Origin of the sequence: Aureimonas sp. AU40 (assembly GCF_001463785.1) — a bacterium.
In the GTDB taxonomy this organism is placed as follows: Bacteria; Pseudomonadota; Alphaproteobacteria; order Rhizobiales; family Rhizobiaceae; genus Aureimonas.
Window position 1 is genome coordinate 1 of record NZ_BBWL01000006.1, and the last position, 19,077, is coordinate 19,077.

Annotated in this window: 16 protein-coding genes; 7 read left to right on the forward strand and 9 right to left on the reverse strand. The window is 68.1% G+C overall.

Going from position 1 to position 19,077, the window contains the following annotated elements; translation table 11 throughout:
• The first annotated feature begins 173 nt into the window (after window positions 1–173).
• Together AUL32_RS02580 and AUL32_RS02585 are read left to right on the forward strand one after the other, a co-directional pair.
• Entirely contained in the window at window positions 174–710 is a 537-nt protein-coding gene (locus AUL32_RS02580; RefSeq protein WP_062111481.1) for a peroxiredoxin, read from the forward strand.
• 35 nt (window positions 711–745) lie between these two features.
• Window positions 746–2,176 carry an aldehyde dehydrogenase family protein gene (locus AUL32_RS02585; protein ID WP_062111483.1) on the forward strand — a complete coding sequence of 477 codons (1,431 nt, stop codon included), beginning with the start codon at window positions 746–748 and terminating at the stop codon, window positions 2,174–2,176.
• A gap of 22 nt (window positions 2,177–2,198) precedes the next feature.
• Here the strand turns inward: AUL32_RS02585 and AUL32_RS02590 are convergent, their stop codons facing one another.
• The gene (locus AUL32_RS02590; RefSeq protein ID WP_062111486.1) at window positions 2,199–3,065 is read right to left on the reverse strand and encodes a 1-acyl-sn-glycerol-3-phosphate acyltransferase; all 867 of its coding nucleotides are present in this window, start codon (window positions 3,063–3,065) and stop codon (window positions 2,199–2,201) included.
• A 447-nt stretch (window positions 3,066–3,512) separates the two neighbouring features.
• Window positions 3,513–4,439, reverse strand: a complete 927-nt coding sequence (locus AUL32_RS02595) for a LysR family transcriptional regulator (RefSeq protein WP_062111489.1) — start codon at window positions 4,437–4,439, stop codon at window positions 3,513–3,515.
• A gap of 134 nt (window positions 4,440–4,573) precedes the next feature.
• On the opposite strand from AUL32_RS02595, the gene AUL32_RS02600 reads away from it, so the two are divergent.
• The 3 genes from AUL32_RS02600 (at window position 4,574) to AUL32_RS02610 (ending at window position 7,538) form a co-directional block, all read left to right on the forward strand.
• Window positions 4,574–5,494 (forward strand): VOC family protein, encoded by a 921-nt coding sequence (locus AUL32_RS02600; protein WP_082659178.1) that lies wholly within the window; start codon window positions 4,574–4,576, stop codon window positions 5,492–5,494.
• Window positions 5,495–5,511: 17 nt separating this feature from the next.
• Complete coding sequence (locus AUL32_RS02605) at window positions 5,512–6,477, forward strand: glutathione S-transferase family protein (protein WP_062111491.1); 966 nt, start codon at window positions 5,512–5,514, stop codon at window positions 6,475–6,477.
• A gap of 80 nt (window positions 6,478–6,557) precedes the next feature.
• Entirely contained in the window at window positions 6,558–7,538 is a 981-nt protein-coding gene (locus tag AUL32_RS02610; protein ID WP_062111493.1) for an asparaginase, read from the forward strand.
• A gap of 51 nt (window positions 7,539–7,589) precedes the next feature.
• Here AUL32_RS02610 and AUL32_RS02615 read toward each other — a convergent pair whose 3' ends face one another.
• Genes AUL32_RS02615 through AUL32_RS02630 form a run of 4 tightly spaced genes read right to left on the reverse strand, consistent with a single transcriptional unit; the run spans window position 7,590 to window position 11,421 of the window.
• Window positions 7,590–8,612: a hemin-degrading factor gene (locus AUL32_RS02615; RefSeq protein ID WP_082659180.1), complete on the reverse strand. Its 1,023-nt coding sequence runs from the start codon at window positions 8,610–8,612 to the stop codon at window positions 7,590–7,592.
• Window positions 8,600–9,409 carry a heme ABC transporter ATP-binding protein gene (locus AUL32_RS02620; protein WP_062111497.1) on the reverse strand — a complete coding sequence of 270 codons (810 nt, stop codon included), beginning with the start codon at window positions 9,407–9,409 and terminating at the stop codon, window positions 8,600–8,602. Before AUL32_RS02620 ends, AUL32_RS02615 begins: the two co-directional genes overlap by 13 nt.
• Before the next feature lie 13 nt (window positions 9,410–9,422).
• Window positions 9,423–10,538: a FecCD family ABC transporter permease gene (locus AUL32_RS02625; protein ID WP_062111565.1), complete on the reverse strand. Its 1,116-nt coding sequence runs from the start codon at window positions 10,536–10,538 to the stop codon at window positions 9,423–9,425.
• Between the two features lie 22 nt (window positions 10,539–10,560).
• Window positions 10,561–11,421, reverse strand: a complete 861-nt coding sequence (locus AUL32_RS02630) for a heme/hemin ABC transporter substrate-binding protein (protein ID WP_062111499.1) — start codon at window positions 11,419–11,421, stop codon at window positions 10,561–10,563.
• Between the two features lie 409 nt (window positions 11,422–11,830).
• Between AUL32_RS02630 and AUL32_RS02635 the strand changes: the two genes are divergently transcribed.
• A complete protein-coding gene (locus AUL32_RS02635) occupies window positions 11,831–13,924 on the forward strand; it encodes a TonB-dependent hemoglobin/transferrin/lactoferrin family receptor (protein WP_062111501.1) in 2,094 nt (697 codons plus the stop codon).
• 57 nt (window positions 13,925–13,981) lie between these two features.
• Here the strand turns inward: AUL32_RS02635 and AUL32_RS02640 are convergent, their stop codons facing one another.
• From AUL32_RS02640 to AUL32_RS02650, 3 genes are all read right to left on the reverse strand, one after another.
• A complete protein-coding gene (locus AUL32_RS02640; protein WP_082659184.1) occupies window positions 13,982–14,953 on the reverse strand; it encodes a carbohydrate kinase family protein in 972 nt (323 codons plus the stop codon).
• Between the two features lie 62 nt (window positions 14,954–15,015).
• The gene (locus tag AUL32_RS02645) at window positions 15,016–16,608 is read right to left on the reverse strand and encodes a glycerol-3-phosphate dehydrogenase/oxidase (RefSeq protein ID WP_192847410.1); all 1,593 of its coding nucleotides are present in this window, start codon (window positions 16,606–16,608) and stop codon (window positions 15,016–15,018) included.
• Window positions 16,609–16,618: 10 nt separating this feature from the next.
• On the reverse strand, window positions 16,619–17,653 hold the full coding sequence (locus AUL32_RS02650) for a zinc-dependent dehydrogenase (RefSeq protein WP_082659186.1): 1,035 nt from the start codon (window positions 17,651–17,653) through the stop codon (window positions 16,619–16,621).
• 418 nt (window positions 17,654–18,071) lie between these two features.
• On the opposite strand from AUL32_RS02650, the gene AUL32_RS02655 reads away from it, so the two are divergent.
• Entirely contained in the window at window positions 18,072–19,019 is a 948-nt protein-coding gene (locus AUL32_RS02655; RefSeq protein WP_062111509.1) for a substrate-binding domain-containing protein, read from the forward strand.
• Window positions 19,020–19,077 lie beyond the last annotated feature (58 nt).

Consider the following 19,077-nt stretch of genomic DNA (forward strand, 5'->3'; position numbering starts at 1 on the left):
GACCCGCCGCAGCGCATGCGGCGGGTCTTTTTTATGGGCATCGTCTCCAATGCTGCCGGCTTTGCACGGATAGCGCGCTTGCCTCCGGGCGGGCGGCGGCCGACAATCCCCGCCAGAGCGGCCCCGATGCCCGACCGTCGGCCCGGCCGCGCCGAATGCCTTGAGGAGAGGCCATGCAGCCCGATCGCGTTCCCGACGTCACCTTCCATACGCGCGTGCGCAACGACGCGCTGGGAGGGCCGAACCCGTTCGAGTGGAAGGACCTGACGACGGCGGAGGTTTTCGGCGGCAAGCGCATCGTGCTCTTTGCCGTGCCCGGCGCCTTCACCCCCGCCTGCTCGGACACGCATCTGCCCGGCTTCGAGACGCATTACGAGGACTTCGTCGCGCTCGGCGTCGATCAGGTGATCTGCCTGTCAGTGAACGACGCCTTCGTCCTTTATCAATGGGCACGCAGCCGCAATATCGAGAAGGTCTTCATGCTGCCGGATGGCAATGGCGACTTCACGCGCCGAATGGGCCTGCTCGTTCAACGCACGCACAGCGGCATGGGCCTTAGAAGCTGGCGCTATTCCATGCTGGTGGAGGACGGCGCGATCGTGAAGCTCTTTGCCGAGCCGGGCGTGCGGGACGAGCCCGAAGGCGTCGGCGTCAACCTGTCGGATGCCAGCACGATGCTCGCCTTCTTGCGCGAACGCGCGGCAGCGTAGGCCAGCCTTTTTCTCCAATCCGGGACCGCATTTCCATGAAGAACGCCCTGAAATTCTACATCGACGGCGCCTGGGTCGATCCCGCCCGGCTGGAAACGCTGGCGGTCGTGGACCCCTCCACCGAGGAAAGCTGCGGCGAGATCGCGCTCGGCTCGGCGGCGGATGTGGACAAGGCCGTGGCGGCCGCGCGCCGCGCCTTCGAGAGCTTTTCGCGCACCAGCCGCGAGGAGCGCCTCGCGCTGCTGCGCCGGCTGCTCGAGGTCTACGATCGACGCTTCGACGAGCTGGGCGAGGTGATGAGCCGCGAGATGGGCGCGCCGCTTCCCTTCGCCCGTGAGTGGCAGGCCGGCATCGGCCGCCGGCATCTGCAAAAGGCGATCGAGACGCTGGAGGTGTTTTCCTTCGAGGCGCGTCACGGCACGACGCTCGTCGCCAAGGAGCCGATCGGCGTCGTCGGTATGATCACGCCCTGGAACTGGCCGATGAATCAGATCATGGCCAAGGTCGCGCCCGCGCTCGCCGCCGGCTGCACCATGGTGCTCAAGCCTTCCGAGATCGCGCCGCTGAACGCCATTCTCTTTGCCGAGATCGTGGACGAGGCGGGCGTGCCGCCGGGCGTGTTCAACCTCGTGAACGGCGACGGCCCGGGCGTCGGAGAGGCGATCTCGCGCCATCCCGCCATCGACATGGTGTCCTTCACCGGCTCCACACGCGCCGGCATCCTGATCGCCAAGTCGGCGGCCGACACGATCAAGCGCGTTCACCAGGAGCTCGGCGGCAAGTCGGCCAACATCCTCCTGCCCGACGTCGATCTGGAAACGGCCGTGACCAAGGGCGTCGCCGGCTGCTTCGGCAATTCGGGGCAGAGCTGCAACGCGCCGACGCGCATGTTCGTGCCGGCCGACCGGCATGACGAGGCGGCGGAGATCGCCGCGCGCGCCGCTGCCCGTTTCAAGGTCGGCCCGGCGGGCGACGAGGGCGTCGATCTCGGCCCCGTGGTCAGCCAGATGCAGTACGACAAGATCCAGCGGCTGATCGAGACCGGCATCGCGGAAGGCGCGAGCCTCGTCGCCGGCGGCTTAGGCCGGCCGGACGGGATGAATCGGGGCTATTTCGTCAAGCCCACGGTGTTTGCCCATGTGACGCCCGACATGACCGTGGCGCGCGAGGAGATTTTCGGGCCGGTCCTGTCGATCCTCTCCTACGAGAGCGAGGAGGACGCCGTGCGCCTCGCCAACGACACGGTCTATGGCCTCGCCTCCTACATCCAGTCGGCCGACCTCGACCGCGCCCGGCGCGTGGCGGCGCGGATGCGCTCCGGCAACGTTTATATCAACTATCCCGCCTGGGACCCGGGCGCGCCCTTCGGCGGCTACAAGCATTCCGGCAACGGGCGCGAATATGCCGAGTTCGGCCTGGAGGAGTTCTTGGAGATCAAGGGCATCGTCGGCTACGAGGCGGCCTGACGAAGCGCGGCGGGGCGGGCGGTCAGTCGCCCGCCTTTCGCCGGCGCGCCCTCAAGGCGGCGCGCAGCGAGGTGCGCCGGGGTTCTGGCCGTGGCGCCAGGCGAAAGACGGAGCGGCGGAGCGTGTCGGTAAGGGCGCGTCCCTCGACCTGATCCCGCGCGCGGATCGGCTCGCCGACGGTCAGCCGGATCGTGCGCCCGTAGAGGCGGCGGAAGGCGCCGATAAGAAGGCCGTAGCGCAGGGTCTGCGACCACTTGCTGACCAGATGGAACAGCGGCCCGTTCTGCCCATGGACATGAACGGGCAGGACCGTTGCGCCGCCCATGCGCGCCAGCCGGGCGGTGAACTGCTTCCAGGGCAGGTCCTCGGCGCGGCCGAAGACCTTGGCGGCGGTCGCGACGCCCCCGGCGGGGAAGACGAGGATGGTGACGCCCTCGCGCAGGAGCCGCATCGCCTCGCGCCGCGTCTGGAGATTGAGCGCCTGTGCTTCGCGCGTGTCCTCGAACGAGACGGGCAGGCCGCACACCGCCATTTCCTCGATCCGCATCAGGTCGTTGCTGACGAGGATGCGGAAGGGTCGGCCGAGCTGTTCGGCCAGCGCCAGGAGCGCCACGCCGTCTCCGATGCCGAACGGATGGTTGGCGACGATCACCAGCGGCTCGCCGGGCGAGATGGCTGGCGGCCAGGCGCCGGCGATGTCGAGCCGGATGCGCATCACCGCGAGCATGGACTGGAAGCGGGCCATGGGCCGAAGCCGCGCCCCTTCGCGCCAGAGCGCGTAGAGCCGGGCAAGCTTGCCCCGCCCCGCCGCCCGCTCCATCGACCGGATCACCACACGCCGAAGGAGGGGATCGTGCGGGCGGGCATAGCTCAACTCGGGAAACAGCATTGGCACGGGCGGGATGGTGGGAAGTGTAGGTTCCACGGAGTCTAAGGCCGTGCCCTGACGGTTCGATGACAGGCTCGGTCCGCGTGCGCCCTAAAGACCCTTGCCCGATTCGACGAGGCGCGGACCGGCAGGCCGGTGGATCAATGCGCTGAGCGCTGGCGCTGAATATTTCCCAAACGCAAGCGAGCGCTCTCGGGTCGCCCTCGCGCATCTGATGTGCGGCGTGAGCCGCGATGTCGGGCGCTGTGGCCTTCAAAAAGGGGGCGAGAGATGAGACCATCACCTCTGCAGCGTGCTTGTGACCGCAGAGGTCGTAAGCCTCGGCGACCGTCGGCCCAGCGCCCGAAGGGAGAGTTGGCAGGCTCCACCGCGCCAAGGCAAGCGCGCAGGGTTCGACGCCGAGCGCGAGTCCGGCATGTCATCAGCCAGAGCGCAAGGCTGCCCCCGTTAGTCGAAAGGCAAGTCCCGGTCCCAGGGCGGGTTCGGTCCGAAGCGCGCGGCGAGAAAGTCGATCAGCGCGCGCACCTTGGCCGGCGGGCGGCGGTCCAGGGCGTGGACGGCATGTACGCCCGGCATGTCCAATGGCGGATGGTCGAGCGCGAGCGGCATGAGGCGGCCGGCGCGGATGTCGTCGCCCAAGAGAAAGGTCGGCTCGTAGACGATGCCCTGGCCGGCCAGCGCCGCGGCCACCAGCGCGTCGCCATTGTTGGCGCGCAAGGAACCGGACACGGCCACCTCCACCGATCCATCCCGCCCGAACTGCCAGCGATGGGCGCCGAGCGCGGGAGACAGCGTATAGCCCAGGCACTCGTGATGGCCGAGATCGGCGACCCGGCGCGGCGTGCCGCGGGCAGTGAGATAGGACGGCGCGGCCGCGACGAGGAGGCGGCAGGGCGCCAGCCGACGGGCGATCAGCGCTGGCGCTTGCAGGCGGCCGATGCGGATCGCCGCGTCCCAGCCTTCCTCCACCAGATCCACCACGCGGTCGTTGAGGCCGAGATCGACGGTGAGCCCGGGATGAAGGCGCGAGAAATCGGCAAGGATCGGCGCGATCTCCCGCACGCCGAAGGAAACGGGGGCGGCAAGGCGCAGCGTGCCCGTCACCTCCAGCCGCTCGGCCACAAGGCTCGCCTCCGCCTCGCCAAGCTCGGCGAGCAGCCGTTCCACCGTGTCGAGATAATGCCGGCCCGGCTCGGTGAGCATCACCTTGCGCGTCGTGCGATGGAGGAGCTTGAGGCCCAGCCGATCCTCCAGCGCGGCCATGTGCTTGGTCGCCATGGTCTGCGACATGCCGAGCGCGCGCGCGGCGCCCGACAGGCTGCCGAGCGCTGCGACCCTGGCGAAGACCTGAAGTCCCGTCAGCCGATCCAGCATGATCTCACTCCCTTAGTGTGAAGTGTTATCCCAGATCGCCGGATTATCAAACCAATCGCGCGGGTGCATATGACGAGGCATGGTTGGGATGGGCGCGGCCCGATCCCCGTTTCTGGTGGAGGATGGGGGAGACGATGTCCGATCTCGCGCACCCGGAGGATGCTTCCGTATCGCTTGCCCGTTCCGAGCGCTCCGCGCTTGCCCCCGTCTTGGCCGGAGCGCCGCACCGGATCGGCCGCGTCGCGCTGACCGTGCGCGATCTCGCTGCGATGAGTGCCTTCTACAGCCAGGCCGTCGGGCTCGAACTCATGGAGGGCGGCGCGGATGTTGCCCGCCTCGGCGCGGGCGGGACGGTGCTTCTGGAACTGCGGCACGACCCGGGCGCCCGCCAGCGCTCAGCTCGCGAGGCGGGCCTGTTCCACACGGCTTTTCTGCTGCCGACGCGCGCCGATCTCGGCGCCTGGCTCGGGCATGCCGGGGCAAGCGGCGTGCGGCTTCAGGGCGCGGCGGATCATCTCGTCAGCGAAGCGATCTATCTCTCGGACCCCGAGGGCAACGGGATCGAAATCTATGCGGACCGGACGCCGGAAACTTGGCGCTGGAACGGCGGCGAGCTCGAGATGGCAAGCGATCCGTTGGACGCGGAAGGCCTTTTGGGCGCGGGCAAGGCGCGGAATTGGACCGGCTTTCCCGCAGGGGGAACGGTCGGCCATGTGCATCTTCAGGTTGGTGCGCTGGAGCCGGCGGACCGGTTCTATGGCGGGCTTCTCGGCTTCGACGTGACCTGTCGCTATCCCGGCGCGAGCTTCTTCGGCTCGGGCGGATACCACCACCAGCTCGCCGCCAATGTCTGGAACAGCCGGGGCGCCGGCGCGAGGCTGCAGCCCTCCACGGGGCTCACTGAGCTGGAACTTCTCACGCGCCCCGACGCGCTCGATGCCATCCGCGCCCGCCTTCCCACCGAGGCGGCGCGGAGCGACGAGGGCGGCCGCCTGACGCTGGCCGACCCTTGGGGCACCGCCGTTTCGCTTCTTCCCGCGCCGACCCGCTCATAAATCGAAAGGAACGTCTCATGCTCTTGAACGGCAAATGGGTGGCCGACTGGCAACCGGTGCAGGCGAAGGACGAGAAGGGCGGCTTCGTTCGGCAGACCTCCAGCTTTCGCAACTTCGTGACGCCGGACGGCGTGCCGGGGCCGAGCGGCGAGGGCGGCTTTCCCGCCGAGGCCGGGCGCTACCATCTCTATGTCGCGCTCATCTGCCCCTGGGCCTCGCGCACCTTGATCGCGCGAAAGCTGAAGGGGCTGGAGACGGCGGTCTCTGTTTCCGTGGTCGAGCCGGAGCTGGGCGACCAGGGCTGGCGCTTCGGCGAGGCGACGCCGGACAGGGTGAATGGCGCGACCTATCTGCACGAGGTCTACACGAAGGCCGACCCCACGATCAGCGGCCGGGCCACCGTGCCGGTGCTCTGGGACCTTGAGCGAGCGACCATCGTCAACAACGAGTCGGCCGATATCCTGCGCATGTTCGACAGCGGCTTCGGCCAGCTGGCCGATGCGACGTTCGACCTCTATCCCGCCGATCTCCGATCCGAGATCGACGCCCTGAACGCGCGGCTTTATCCCAGCCTCAACAACGGCGTCTACCGCGCCGGCTTCGCGACGACGCAAGGCGCCTACGAGGAGGCGTTCGCCGACGTCTTCGCCGCGCTGGACGAGATGGAAACGCGTCTGACGAAGGGTCCCTTCCTGTTCGGGGAGCGGCTGACCGAGAGCGACATCCGCCTCTTCGTCACGCTCGTTCGCTTCGACGCGGCCTATCACGGCCTGTTCAAATGCAACCTGCGCCGCATCGCGGACTATCCCGCGCTCAGCGCCTATCTCGAGCGGATGCTGGCAGTGCCGGGCGTCGCCGAGACGGTCAGCATCGACCACATCAAGCGCGGCTACTATTCGATCAAGAGCCTCAACCCGAACCGCATCGTTCCCCTGGGACCGGACCTGCCCTTCGCCCATCTTCTCCGGGAAACCCGCCTCTGACGGCGGAATCGGCTCGCCTCCCATCGGGCGGAGAATCTTGCTAAGCCACGGCCTCGCGTTTCGACGGCAAAGGACTGGCCATGGCCCGCATTCAGCTCATCACCACCGGCGGAACGATCGCCTCGCGGCCCGGCGGGGCGAAGGCGGATGTGGTGGCCGAGATGACGGGCGCCGATCTGAAGGCCAGCCTGCACGACAGCTTGGAGGGGATCGATCTCGCGATCGACGATTTCTGCCGCGTCGGCTCCTCCGCCATCGACCTGCCGCTCGCCTTCTCCATCGCCCAGCGCATCCGCTTTCATCTCGCCCGGCCGGATTGCGACGGCGTCGTCGTCACGCACGGCACCGACACGATGGAGGAAAGCGCCTTTCTGGCCGATCTCCTGATCGAGGGCGACAAGCCCGTGGTCTTCACCGGGGCGCAGAAGAGCGCCGACGCGCCCGACACGGACGGGCCACGCAACATCGCCCAGTCCGTGCGCCTCGCCGCCTCGCCTCTGGCGCGCGGGCTCGGCGCCCTGGTCTGCTTCGAGGACGAGTTCCACGCCGCGCGCGACGTGACCAAGACCCACACCTCGCGCACCGACACGTTCCGCTCGGGTGAGCATGGCAAGCTGGGCGAGGTGGACGGCACGGACGTGATCCTCCACCGCCGCCCCCTGATCCGCCGCACCTATGCGCCGGCTCGCATCGAGACGGAGGTGGAGCTGGTCAAGCTCGGGCTCGGCACCGGCGACAAGGTGATCCGCTATCTCGCGGCGAGCGGCACGAAGGCGATCGTGATCGAGGGTTTCGGGCGCGGCAATTGCAGGCCCGTCGTGACCGAGGCGATCGGTGAGATCGTCGCCGGCGGCGTGCCCGTCATCATGTGCTCGCGCTGCCCGGAGGGCCGGGTCAAGCCGATCTACGGCAATGGCGCGGGCAAGGACGTGGAGCGAAACGGCGGCGTCTTCGCGGGCGATCTCACCGGCGTGAAGGCGCGCATCCTCACCGCCGTGGTGCTGGGCCTGGAGGACGGGCCGGCGCGGCTGCGCGAAGAGATCGCCTATCACGGCGGCTGAGGCTGCGAGGGCAGGGCGCCTCGCCCTGCTGAAGGGCCAGGCGCGTCGCGGTCAGGCGTCGAAGCCTGCTCCGAGCGCGTCCACCAGGGCGCGCCAGCGCGGGTCTTCCGGCCGCCCTTCCTCGCGCACGCCGAAGAACTGCACGGCCAGCGCGCCCTTGGCGTCGAAGAGTTCCACCGAGGTGAGCAGGCCGTCGCGCGTCGGCTTGCGCACGGCGAAGGCCTCGGCCACGAGGTCCTCGCGCAGATGCAGGTCGAAGCCGGGATCGAGCACGTTGACCCACGGTCCCATGGCGCGGATGGTCTGCACCTGGCCGGAATGGATCTGGATGCAGCCCCGGCTGCCGACGAAGCACATGATTGGCAGGCTCTCAGCGCTCGCCGCTTCCAGAAGGCGCGTCGCGGTCTTGGCGCCGAGTGGGCGCACATGCGCCTCGCCCATCAGGTCGAGCGCGCCGCGCCGGCTGACCCCGTGGCGGCGAAGCAGCGGGAAGAACTGATGAACGTCCGCCATGGCTTCGAAGTCGTGGCGGAAGGCGTCGGCGTCCACGTTCTTCCTCATCGTCTCGGCCGCGTAGGGCGAGACGGCGAGCGGTGCGGGCGCGGCCAGGGCGAAACGCGCGCGGATCGCCTCGAAGGCCGCCGCGTCTGAGGCGGCGCGCAGGTGGATTTTGATCGCCGCTTCGCCCGATGCGTCGAAAATTTGGATCGAGCGGCGCGGCCCGGCCTTGTCGGGCAGCTCCAGCGCGAAGCACGAGGCCCAATGCTTGGGAAACAGGCGAAGGTCGATCGGCGGGTGGATCACGAGTCCGGCGTGTTCGCCGAAATGGATGCCGCCGAACGCGCCGACCTTCTCGTGCACGGCGACATCGTTTCGCGTCAGCACCATGATCTCGCCGAGCGCTGGCAGAGCCTCCACCAGCGCTTTGGGCTCCAGCGCCAGACGCACGACCTCCGGCCCCTGATGGCTTGCCAGAAGCTCGGCCTCCGACAGGCCGAGTTCGGCGGCGAGATCGCGGCTGCGCTTGCCCGTGGCGTAGAAGGGCGTGGCGGACAGGTCGGTCAATGTATCCATGCGGATGTCCTCGAAAGCGGCGCCGCCGTCTGCGGCAGAACGAAGGGCTGGGGCGGGAAGGGCGTCGCGCCGACCGCGAGGCGGATGCGGAAGACCTCTTCCACCAGCGCGTCGGTCAAGACGGCGGCGGGCGGCCCGTCGGCGGCGACGCGCCCGTTCTCCATCGCGATGAGCCGGTCGGCGAAACCGCTCGCCAGATTGAGATCGTGCAACACGGCCACCACCGCACCGCCCGCCGCCGCGAACTCGCGCGCCAGCCCCAGCACGGCGAGCTGGTGGCGGATGTCGAGGCTGGAGACCGGCTCGTCCAGAAAGAGCAGCCGGGCCGTTCCGGCATGGATCGGCGCGCCGATCTGGCAGAGGACGCGCGCCAGATGCACGCGCTGCTGCTCGCCGCCCGAAAGCTCGTTGTAGAAGCGGCCCGCGAAGTCGGCGAGATCGACGCGGGCAAGCGCGGCGCGAATGGCACCCGGCTCCCGCGCGCGGCCGCCCGCCTCCAGGCCGAAGCGCACGACTTCGGCCACGGTGAAGGGAAAGGCGAGGCTGGCGCTTTGCGGCAGGACGGCGCGGCGGCGCGCCAACTCCTCGGGCGAGAAGCGGCCCAGCGGCTGGCCGTCGAGACGCACCTCGCCGCCGGCCGGCGGGAGTTCGCCGGTCATGAGCTTGAGAAGGCTCGACTTGCCCGCCCCATTCGGCCCGACGATGACGGTGAACGCGCCCGGCTCGACGCGCAGCGACAGCGGGCGGACGACCTCGCGGCCGCGATAGGAGAGGCTGGCCTGGAGAAGGTCGAGCATGGTCGCGGAAGCCTCACAAACCGGCCAGGCCGCGCCGGCGCAGCAGGATCCACAGGAAGACCGGCGCGCCGAGCGCGGCGGTGAGAATGCCGATCGGCAGTTCCGCCGGGGCGACCAGCGTGCGCGCCGCCATGTCGGCGACGAGCAGCAGCACCGCGCCGCCGAGCGCCGCATTGGGCAGGAGGTGGCGATGGTCCGGCCCGAACCAGAGGCGCAGGAGATGCGGCACGACGATGCCGACGAAGCCGATCGTGCCCGACACGGCGACCGCCGCGCCCGTCGCCAGCGCGACGATGACGATGGTCAGGCGCTTCAGGCGCTGGACGCGAATGCCGAGATGATAGGCCTCGGCCTCGCCCAGGACGATGCCGTTCAGCCCGCGCGCCAGGAAGGGCGCGGCGAGGAGCGCCGCTCCCATCATCGGCAGGCCCGCCCAGAGCTTGGCCCAGGTGGCGCCGCCCAAGCCCCCCAGACTCCAGAAGGTGAGATCGCGCAGCTGGTTGTCGTTGCTGAGATACACGAGAAAGCCCGTGCCGGCAGCGGCGAAGGCGCCGAGCGCGATACCCGCCAGAAGGATCAGCGCCACCGAGGATTGCCCGGCCCGCGTGCCGACGCGGTAGATCAGGAGCGTCGCCGCCAGACCGCCCCCGAAAGCGGAAACCGGCAGGGCATAAAGGCCGAGAGCGGCGGTGAAGGGCGCGAGCACGCTCCCCGAAAGGACGATGGTCGCGACCGCCGCGAAGGCCGCGCCGGAGGACACGCCGATCAGGCCTGGATCGGCCAGCGGATTGCGGAACAGACCCTGCATCATCGCGCCGACCAGCCCGAGCGAGGCACCGACGAGCGCCCCGAGCAGCACGCGCGGCAGGCGGATCTGCCAGACGATCACCGTGTCGGCGAGCAAGGCGACCTCGCCCTTGGGGCCGGCGAGAAGAATGGCGGCGACCGCGCGTGGCGACAGCAGCGCCGGCCCCGTGCCCAGCGCGACGATCAGCGTGGCGGCGAGAAGCAGGGCCAGAAGCAGCGTCGCGAGCCGGGCCTTGGCGCTGCGGTCGCCGGCAAGCGCCGGGGCAGCCAAGGGTTCGGACGCCTCGCGCGGCGCTCCACGCCTCGCCCCCAGCCGGCGCATGCTCGGCTTGCCGTCCATCGTATCAGCGGACAAGGGAGGCTCCGAGCCCGGCGTCGGGATAAAGCCTTACTGCTAGATCGCGCAGCGCGGCGGGCGTGCGCGGGCCGAAGCCGAGAAGATAGGCGGCGTCCATGCGGATGACGGCGCCGGCCTGGCCCGCCGGCGTCGCGGCGAGCGCCGGGATCGCCAGCGGATCGCCGCCGCCGGGCCCCGCCCGGTCGAGCATCAGGATCACGTCCGGCTTCAGAGCGGCGGCCGATTCGGGCGAGAGCATCTTGTAGCCCTCCACGTCGCCGAAGACGTTCTCCGCCCCCGCGAGGCGGATCACCGCGTCGGCCCCGGTGCCGTGCCCGGCGGCATTGGCGCGCCCGTCCGCGACCGACAGGAGGAAGAGGACGCGGCGCTTGGACTTGATCTCCGCAAGGTCCCCCCGCAGCGCTTCGAGTTCGCCCGCCATGCGCTGGGCCAGCGCTTCGCCCTCCTCGTCGCGGCCGACGGCGGCGGCGACGAGACGCATCTTTTGGAGAAGATCGGGCACGCTGTATCCGCTCGGCACATGGCGCACCGGAACGCCCGCCGCGTCGATCAGCGCCACCGCCTCCTTCGGCCCGGCGCCGTCCTCCATCAGGATGAGGTCGGGCGACAAGGACAGGACACCCTCGGCCGAGAGCCCGCGCATGTAGCCGACATTGGGTTTCTCGCTGAGCGCGGCCGGTGGGTAGACGCTGGTCGTGTCCACCGCCGCGATGCGCTTGTCCTCGCCCAGCGCATAGAGAACCTCCGTGATCGCCCCGCCGATCGACACGACGCGGGTGGGCAGCGGCTCGGCCGAGGCGGGGACGGCAAGGAGGGCCAGGAGAAGGGCGGCGACGGGCGTGCGCATGGCAAGTCTTTCCCGGGGGGTGGCTTACATCTGGGCCTGAGTAAGAACGGATGTGCCGAGCCGTCAAGTCATATCGCTAAAATAGGGAAGTCTAAAACCGTTCTAAGAACGATTTCACATTGTAAATATTCAAAATTCGAACGTCTAAAATGTAAATACTGTAAGTCTTATTTGTTTGACTCGGGCGAGATGGCGTCGATAGACAGTGATTCAAGCTCGGTCGCCTAGGGAGATTGTAGAAATCTTCCAATCACAAGGCGCGGCTTGAAACAATCAGCTTGGTCGAGGGGACGAGACAGTGGGACGATGCGTGGCGGTTCGAGCTTTGTTGGTGGGCGTTGCCGCCTCCGCTCTTTGGGCGGCCGGGCCGGCGCGAGCGCAGACGGCGGCACCCGCTCCGAAGGAGGAGGTGCAACTCGACACGGTGGTCGTGACGGGGGGCGGGCCAAGCGCCAGCGAGGGGGCGGCGGGGACGCAAACCACCTCCACCACCAGCCGCGCCACGATCGACCGCAAGCTGATCGACGACATTCAGGATCTCGGCCGCACGCAGGAAGCCGGAGTCTCCTTCAACCGCAATACGAACAGCATCAACATCCGCGGACTGGAGGGCGCGCGCGTCCTCACCACGATCGACGGCGTGCGCGTGCCCTACCTCGCCGACGTCACGCGCGGCGCCAATGGCGGAGCCGATAGTTTCGACTTCAATGCGCTCTCGGCGCTGGATCTCACGCGCGGCGCCGATCCACTGCTCGGCACCGGGGCGCTCGGCGGCGTCCTGGCGCTGCGCACGCTCGACCCGGAGGACCTGCTGCTCGGCGGGCGGCGGATCGGCGCGCTGACCAAGAACGGCTACGATTCGGCCGACCGGAGCTGGTTCACTAGCAACGCCGCCGCCGTCCGGGCGGGGGACACGCTGGCCCTGGTGCAGGGCGGCACCCGCACCGGGCACGAAACCGACACGATGGGCACGCTCGATCTCTACGGCCCCCAGCGCACCGCGCCGAACCCCGAAGACTACGACCAGTACAATCTGCTGGGGAAGGTCTATCAGTATGTCGAGGGCGGCCATCGCTTCGGCCTCACCGGCGAAGTGTTCAATCGCAAGGAGGACTTCGAGGGGCGCACGAGCCAGAGCCGGACGGGCAATTACCGCCCCGGCCAGTATTTCACCGGCGAGGAAGTCGATCGGCGCAAGGCGGCGCTGACCTACGACTTCGATTCGCCCGATGGCGAGGGCTGGATCGATACGGCCAAGATGGTGCTTTATTATCAACAGATCGAGCGCGACACGAGCGTGAACGCTTATCGCACGACCTCGGTGATCGGCCCCTTCTCGCGCAACAACTCGATCGACGAGGAGGCCTTCGGCTTCAACGGCTTTGTCGGCAAGACGTTCGAGACGGGCGAGGTGCAGCACCGTGTGACGCTCGGCACCGAGCTTCGCACGGCCGATACGACCCAATATTCCGCGGGTCGAGACAATTGCTCGCTGAACCGGGCGCGCGATCGCTTCGCCTGCGGCATGCTCCACACCAACCAGGCCGACGCGCCGGATGTGACCAGCCGCATCCTCGGCCTCTATGGCGAGGACGAGGTCGCGCTTCTCTCCGGCCGGCTGCGCGTGACGCCGGGCCTGCGCTTCGACTGGTTCGACAACGACCCCGAAGCGACCCCGGAATACCGGGCGAGCGCGGCTTTCACCGGCACCGTGCCGAACGGCAACAGCGACCACGCCTTCTCGCCCAAGCTCGGGCTGGAATACGATCTCCTGCCGCAGCTCACCGCCTATGCCCAGTATACCCGGGGTTTTCGCGCCCCGACGGTGGGCGAGCTCTACTCGCGCTATGGCGCGGTCGGCTCTTACTTGCGCACCGGCAACGCCGATCTCCTGTCGGAAACCAGCGACGGGTTCGACGCGGGCCTGCGCTATGGCGACAAGGATATGGGCGCCCAGATCAACGTCTTCACCACGCGCTACCGCAACTTCATCGACACGGTGCAGCTTCGCGCGCCGGGCGGCGAATATCCGCTGGGCGGCGTGTCGAGCTACTACAACATCCCCGACGCGCGGATTTCCGGCGTCGAGCTCGGCAGCCATGTCCGCTTCCTCGACCATTGGACGGCTCGCGCCTCGCTGGCCTATTCGGAAGGGCGCAACCTGACGGACGACACCTATCTCGACTCCGTCCCGCCGCTGACCGCTATCCTCGGCCTCGGCTACGACCACACGGACTGGGGCGGGGAGGTGACCACCAAGCTCGCGGCGCGGCGCGACAAGGTGGACGACGGGTTCGAGGCCCCGGGCTATGGCGTGGTGGACATGACGGCCTGGTATGAGCCGACGCAAGTGCCGGGGCTGAAGCTCGCGGCCGGCGTGTTCAACCTCTTCGACAAGACCTACTACGACGCGGTGAACGTGCCCGAGACCCGGGCGCAGCCGAGCCTCTACTACACCGAGCCCGGCCGCTCCTTCCGCATCAACGCGACCTATCGGTTCTGAATCGGCGAAGGCCGCCGATCGGCACGAGCCGGTCGGCGGCCTTCAGCCTTCGGAACGTCAGGCGACGAGGGCGGCGGCGTGCTCGGCCGAGGCGCGGGTGCGCGTCTTGGTGAAGGCGAGCGTGTTCTCGAAAGAGGTGACGCCCGCCTGACTGCCGAGGCCGGTGGCGTTCAGCGCCGAGGTCGCTTGGGCGAAGCGCACCATGCTTTCCGGGTCCATGCCGCGCACGAGGCCCGTCGCGATGCCCGCGTTGAACGCGTCGCCGCAGCCGCAGGAGCAGATCATCTCGATGTCGAAGGCCGGCATCAGGAAGCGGTCGCCGTTGGAATGGCGGTAATAGGCGCCGTTCTCGCCGAGCGTCAGGATGCAGCAGGTCACGCCCTTGTCGAGGAAGAAGCGGGCGACGTCCTCGATCTCCTCGCGGCCAGACAGAACGCGCGCCTCCTCGATCGAGGGCAGGAAATAGTCGGTGTGCGGCAGCAGGCCGACGACATTATCGAGATCCTTCTCGGCAGCGGCGAAGACGTCCACCGTTGTCAGCGCGCCGCGCCGCTTGGCCTCTTGGAAGAGCCGGGCGGAAGGGGCGCCGTCCATGCGGTCCATCAGCCCGACGCCGCCGATATGAATCACCTTGGCATCGAGCACCTGATCCCACATGTCTTCGGTGATCTCGAAGGCGCCCGTCGCGCCCTTCATGTGCAGCGCCGGGCGCGAGCCGTCGGCGCGCGTCAGCACGATGGAGGAGGAGGTGCCGACGCCGGAGAGGCGCTGCATGGTGGACGTGTCGACGCCGAAATGCCCGAGCCGGTTTAGGACCCAGTCGGCCATGAGATCGTCGCCGACGCCCCCCACCGCTAGGCAGTTCAGCCCGTGCTTGGCGGCGGCGATCACCGCCGCGCCGGCGGCGCCCGACACGGCCATCTCGATTTCCTCGATGAACTGCGTGCCGCCGCCGGGCGGTATCGCGCCGACCGGGCGTCCCAGGCAGTCGAACGTGTAGAAGCCGATCGACGTGTAGTCGTAGCGCATGTTCAAGTTCCTCCCATGTCGCGGACCCCTTCCCGATCCGCGCGGTTCGACGGGGCGAGCCGTCAGTTCACCTTGGCGGCCTCGCCGCGGCGGATCGCCTCCACCTCCGCTTTGGCCCTCTCGTTCGCCTCGCCCTTGAGGGCGATGTCGGTGCGCCGGCGCAGGATGTCGTCGGCGGTGCGGACCCGCTCATGGGCCGCGATCCAGCCGATCTCCGCAACGTGGTAGTCCGGCAGGCTGAGCAGGCGGCGCCCGTCCGAGCGGCCTATCGCCTCGGCCACATGTTTGGCGCGCGTGCCGTAGCGCGACAGAAGCCGCTCACCGGTCTCCGACGATGTCCGCGACAGGGCGCCAAGCTCGGCCGCGACGCGGGCTCGCGCCGCTTCGCTCTTGGGATAGTCGCGCCCGCCGCCGATGGCGAGATCGGCGGTGGAGGCGCGGCGGCGCGTGTGGAGATGGGCGAGGATGCGGTCCGTCGCCTCCTCGGCAAAGCCGCGATAGGTCGTCCACTTGCCGCCGATGAGCGACAGGACGGGCACGTTGGTGCCGGGTAGCTTGTCCTCGGCAATGGAATGGTCGCGGCTGATGGCGCCGGGGTCGCCGACATCGGCATGGGGCAGGGGGCGCACGCCGCAAAAGGAATAGACCATGTCGGCGCGCGACAGCGGAATGCCGGGAAAGACCTCGCGCACGACCGAGAGGAGATAGGTGATCTCCTCGTCGCTCGCCCGCGCCTCGTCGGGATGGGCGACCGGAATGTCGGTGGAGCCGATCAGCACCTTGCCCTTGAAGGGATAGAGGAGGTTCACTCGCCCGTCGGCCGAGCCGAAATAGACCATGCGCCCGCCCAGCGCCTCGAGCAAAGCGGGCTTGTCCACCACGACATGCGAGCCCTTGGTGCCGCCCATGTAGCGGCTGTTGAGGCCGAGCGCGGCGTTCACCTCGTCGATCCAGGCGCCGCCGGCATTCACCACGACATTGCAGGTAATCCAGTGCGCCTCGCCGGTCAGCGTGTCCCGGATTTCCACCACGCCGCCTGCCGCCGAGCAGACGCCGGCATAGGTCCTGGCCTCGCTGCGCGGATTGTCGGCCAGCGCGTCCAGCACCAGTTCCAGCCCGAGCCGCTCGGCATGGTCGAGACGCGCCTCGTAATAAAGGCCGACCGAGGAAATGGCGGGGTCGAGGCCCGGCAGCGCGCGCTGCGCCGCCTGCCGGCCGAGAAAGCGATGCACCGGCATGGCGCGGAAGGGGCGACCGAAATGGTCGTAGAGCGAGAGGCCGAGCTTGGTGATGACGGAGCCGCGATCGTTGAGCTTGGCCTTCAGGCCGAGAAAGCGCTTCATGGAAGGGACGATGCCGCCGAAGCGCGAGCGCACGGGCAGCGCGGTTTCGAGCGGCGTGACATAGTGCGGCGCGTTGCGAAGGAGGATGTTGCGCTCCTCCGTCGACTGGCGCACCAAGCGGAACTCGCCGGTTTCCAGATATTTCAGCCCGCCATGCATGAGGCGCGAGGAGGCTTCGCTGGCGCCCGAGCAGAAGTCGCCGCGATCCACCAGGAGGCAGTCGACGCCCTGGAGGCAGAGGTCGCGGAACGTGCCGATGCCGTTGATCCCCGCGCCCAGGATCAGGACGGAAAAGTGGCGGCTGGGCAGCATCGCGTCCATCTCAGGAAACGATGGCGACCTTGATCGCGTCGCCGCGCGCCGCCGTGGCGAGCGCCTCGCCGATGGCCGGCAGGGCGAAGCGATGGGTCAGGAAGGGCTTGGTGTCGAGCTGGCCCGAGGCGATGAGGTTCAGCGACTTCTCGAACTGGAGCCGCGTCAGACCGAAGGAGCCGGTGACGATCAGCTCGTTGTAATGGATGGCGTTGACGTCGAGCGGCGCCATCTCGCCCCTGTTGAAGCCGGCAAAGAGCGAGACGCGGCCGCGCAGCCGGGCAAGGCCCAGCGCGTCGTTGGCAAGGCTCGGCACGCCGATGGCGACGATCACCACGTCGGCGCCGATGCCGCCGCTTTCCTGCTTCACGATCGCCTTCAGGTCTTCGCAGGTCGGGTCCACCACCACGTCGGCCCCGGCGCGCAGGGCCGCCTCGCGGCGGCCGGGATTGGGCTCGGAGACGATGATGCGCCGGGCGCCCGAAAGGCGGGCGAGCTTGGCGTGGAGCAGACCGATCGGGCCCGAGCCCAGGATCGCCACCACATCGCCGCGCTCGACGCCGACCTTTTCCTGGCCGTTGATGACGCAGGCCAGCGGCTCGGCCAGCGCCGCTTCCTCGAACGAGACGCCGCTCGGCATGGCGAAGACATTTCCGGTCTCGATGGCGCGACCGGGAATGCGGATATATTCGGCGAAGGCGCCATCCACCTCGTAGCCGATGGCGGTGAGGTTCTCGCAGACATTTTCCAGCCCGCGCTTGCAATAGGCGCAGTGACCGCAGGCGATAGCGGGATCGACGCAGACCGCATCGCCCACCTTGAAGCGGCTGGAGCCGCCATTGTCGACGATCTCGCCGGAAAACTCGTGGCCGAGAACCGAGGGGTAGCGCACGCCCATGGTCTTGCGGCCGGAAACGATGCGGATGTCGGTGCCGCAGATCGTGGCCGCGCGCACCTTGAGAACGAGGTCGCCGCGCTCGGGAACGGGGTCGGCCACATCCTCGAACAAGACGTCGTTGGGGGCCCGTAGGAGCGCGGCTTTCATGGCAATCCACCCATGCGAAACGCGCCAGAAGCGCGGGTGATCGAAGCGCTAAACCGAATTTTTGTGATTTGCAAATTAATAATGTTCAGAACGAGTTCGTTGTACTCAATCTCGCAGTGTGTGCAATGCGACATTCTATAGTTCCAATCGTGGGCGGTAAATTTAGCCGAACAAGTTAACGATGCGGATTTCTAAGTTTTCGGCCGGCATATCAAGTTGTGAGTCTCGGTACGATCTCGTCATTCGGTTGTGAAATTCGCACAAAATGAATTTATGTTTGACAAATGTGTTGACGATTGCGGGAATTGGCGGCACATCAAGGCGAGACGCCGATCTTGGGAGAGAGGCCGCGTCTGGGCGGGGCGATCCGCATCCGCTCGCTTGAGGGCCGGCACGGCCCGTTCCGGGAGGACCATCAATGCGCACATCCATTCTGTCCGCGCTCGCCCTGGGCTGCTTCATAGCCGGCGCGGCCGCGCCCGCCCTGGCCGAAGGGCAGCAGGACCTGATCAAGCCGGTCAGCAAGGAGCTGACCTTCGTCTTCATTCCGAAGGTCATCCATCCCTGGTACGACGTGGTTCGGCAGGGCGGTCAGTACGCCGTGGACGAGTTCGCCAAGAGCGGGGTCAAGATCAACATGATCTGGGACCAGCCGCCGCAGGCCGACGTCGCCGACCAGAACCAGCGCATCGAGGCCAATATCGGCCGCCATCCCGACGGGCTCGCCGTCGCCTGCCTAGACCAGGCGACCAATGTCCAGCTGCTCGGCGAGGCCAAGCAGGCCGGCGTCAACACGATCACCTTCAACTCGTTCTGTTCGCCCGACTTCGCCTTCGTCGGCCAGAAGGACAGTTTCGGCGACGGGTTCGACCTCGGCAAATATCTCGCCGACCATATCGGCGGCGAAGGCGAGGTCGGCATTCTCTCGGGCTCGCTGACGGCGACCGACCATGTCGAGCGCATCAAGGGCTTCAAGAAGGCGCTGGAAGCCTATCCCAACGTCAAGATCGTGTTCGAGCAGCCCGACGACGACGTGCTCGAGAACGCCGTTTCGCTGACCGAGAACGCGCTCCAGGCCCATCCCAATATCAAGGGCTTCTTCGGCTGCAACGCCTCCAACCCGATCGGCATCGCCCGCGCCGTGCAGAACGCCGGCAAGGCGGGCCAGGTGGCCGTGGTCGGCATGGACGATCTGCCCGAGGCCGTGGACTTCGTGAAGGAAGGCGTCATCACAGCGCTGAAGGCCCAGCGCCAGTGGGACATCGGCTATTGGGCGGTGAAGTACATGGTCGCCATGAACGAGAACCACACGATCCCGATGGACCACAACACCGGCTCGCGCTTCATCACCAAGGACGCGATGTAACCGGAGAACCCGAGAGCGGGCGGGGCGCCGGCTGCGGTGCCCGCCCGGCAGGCAAGGA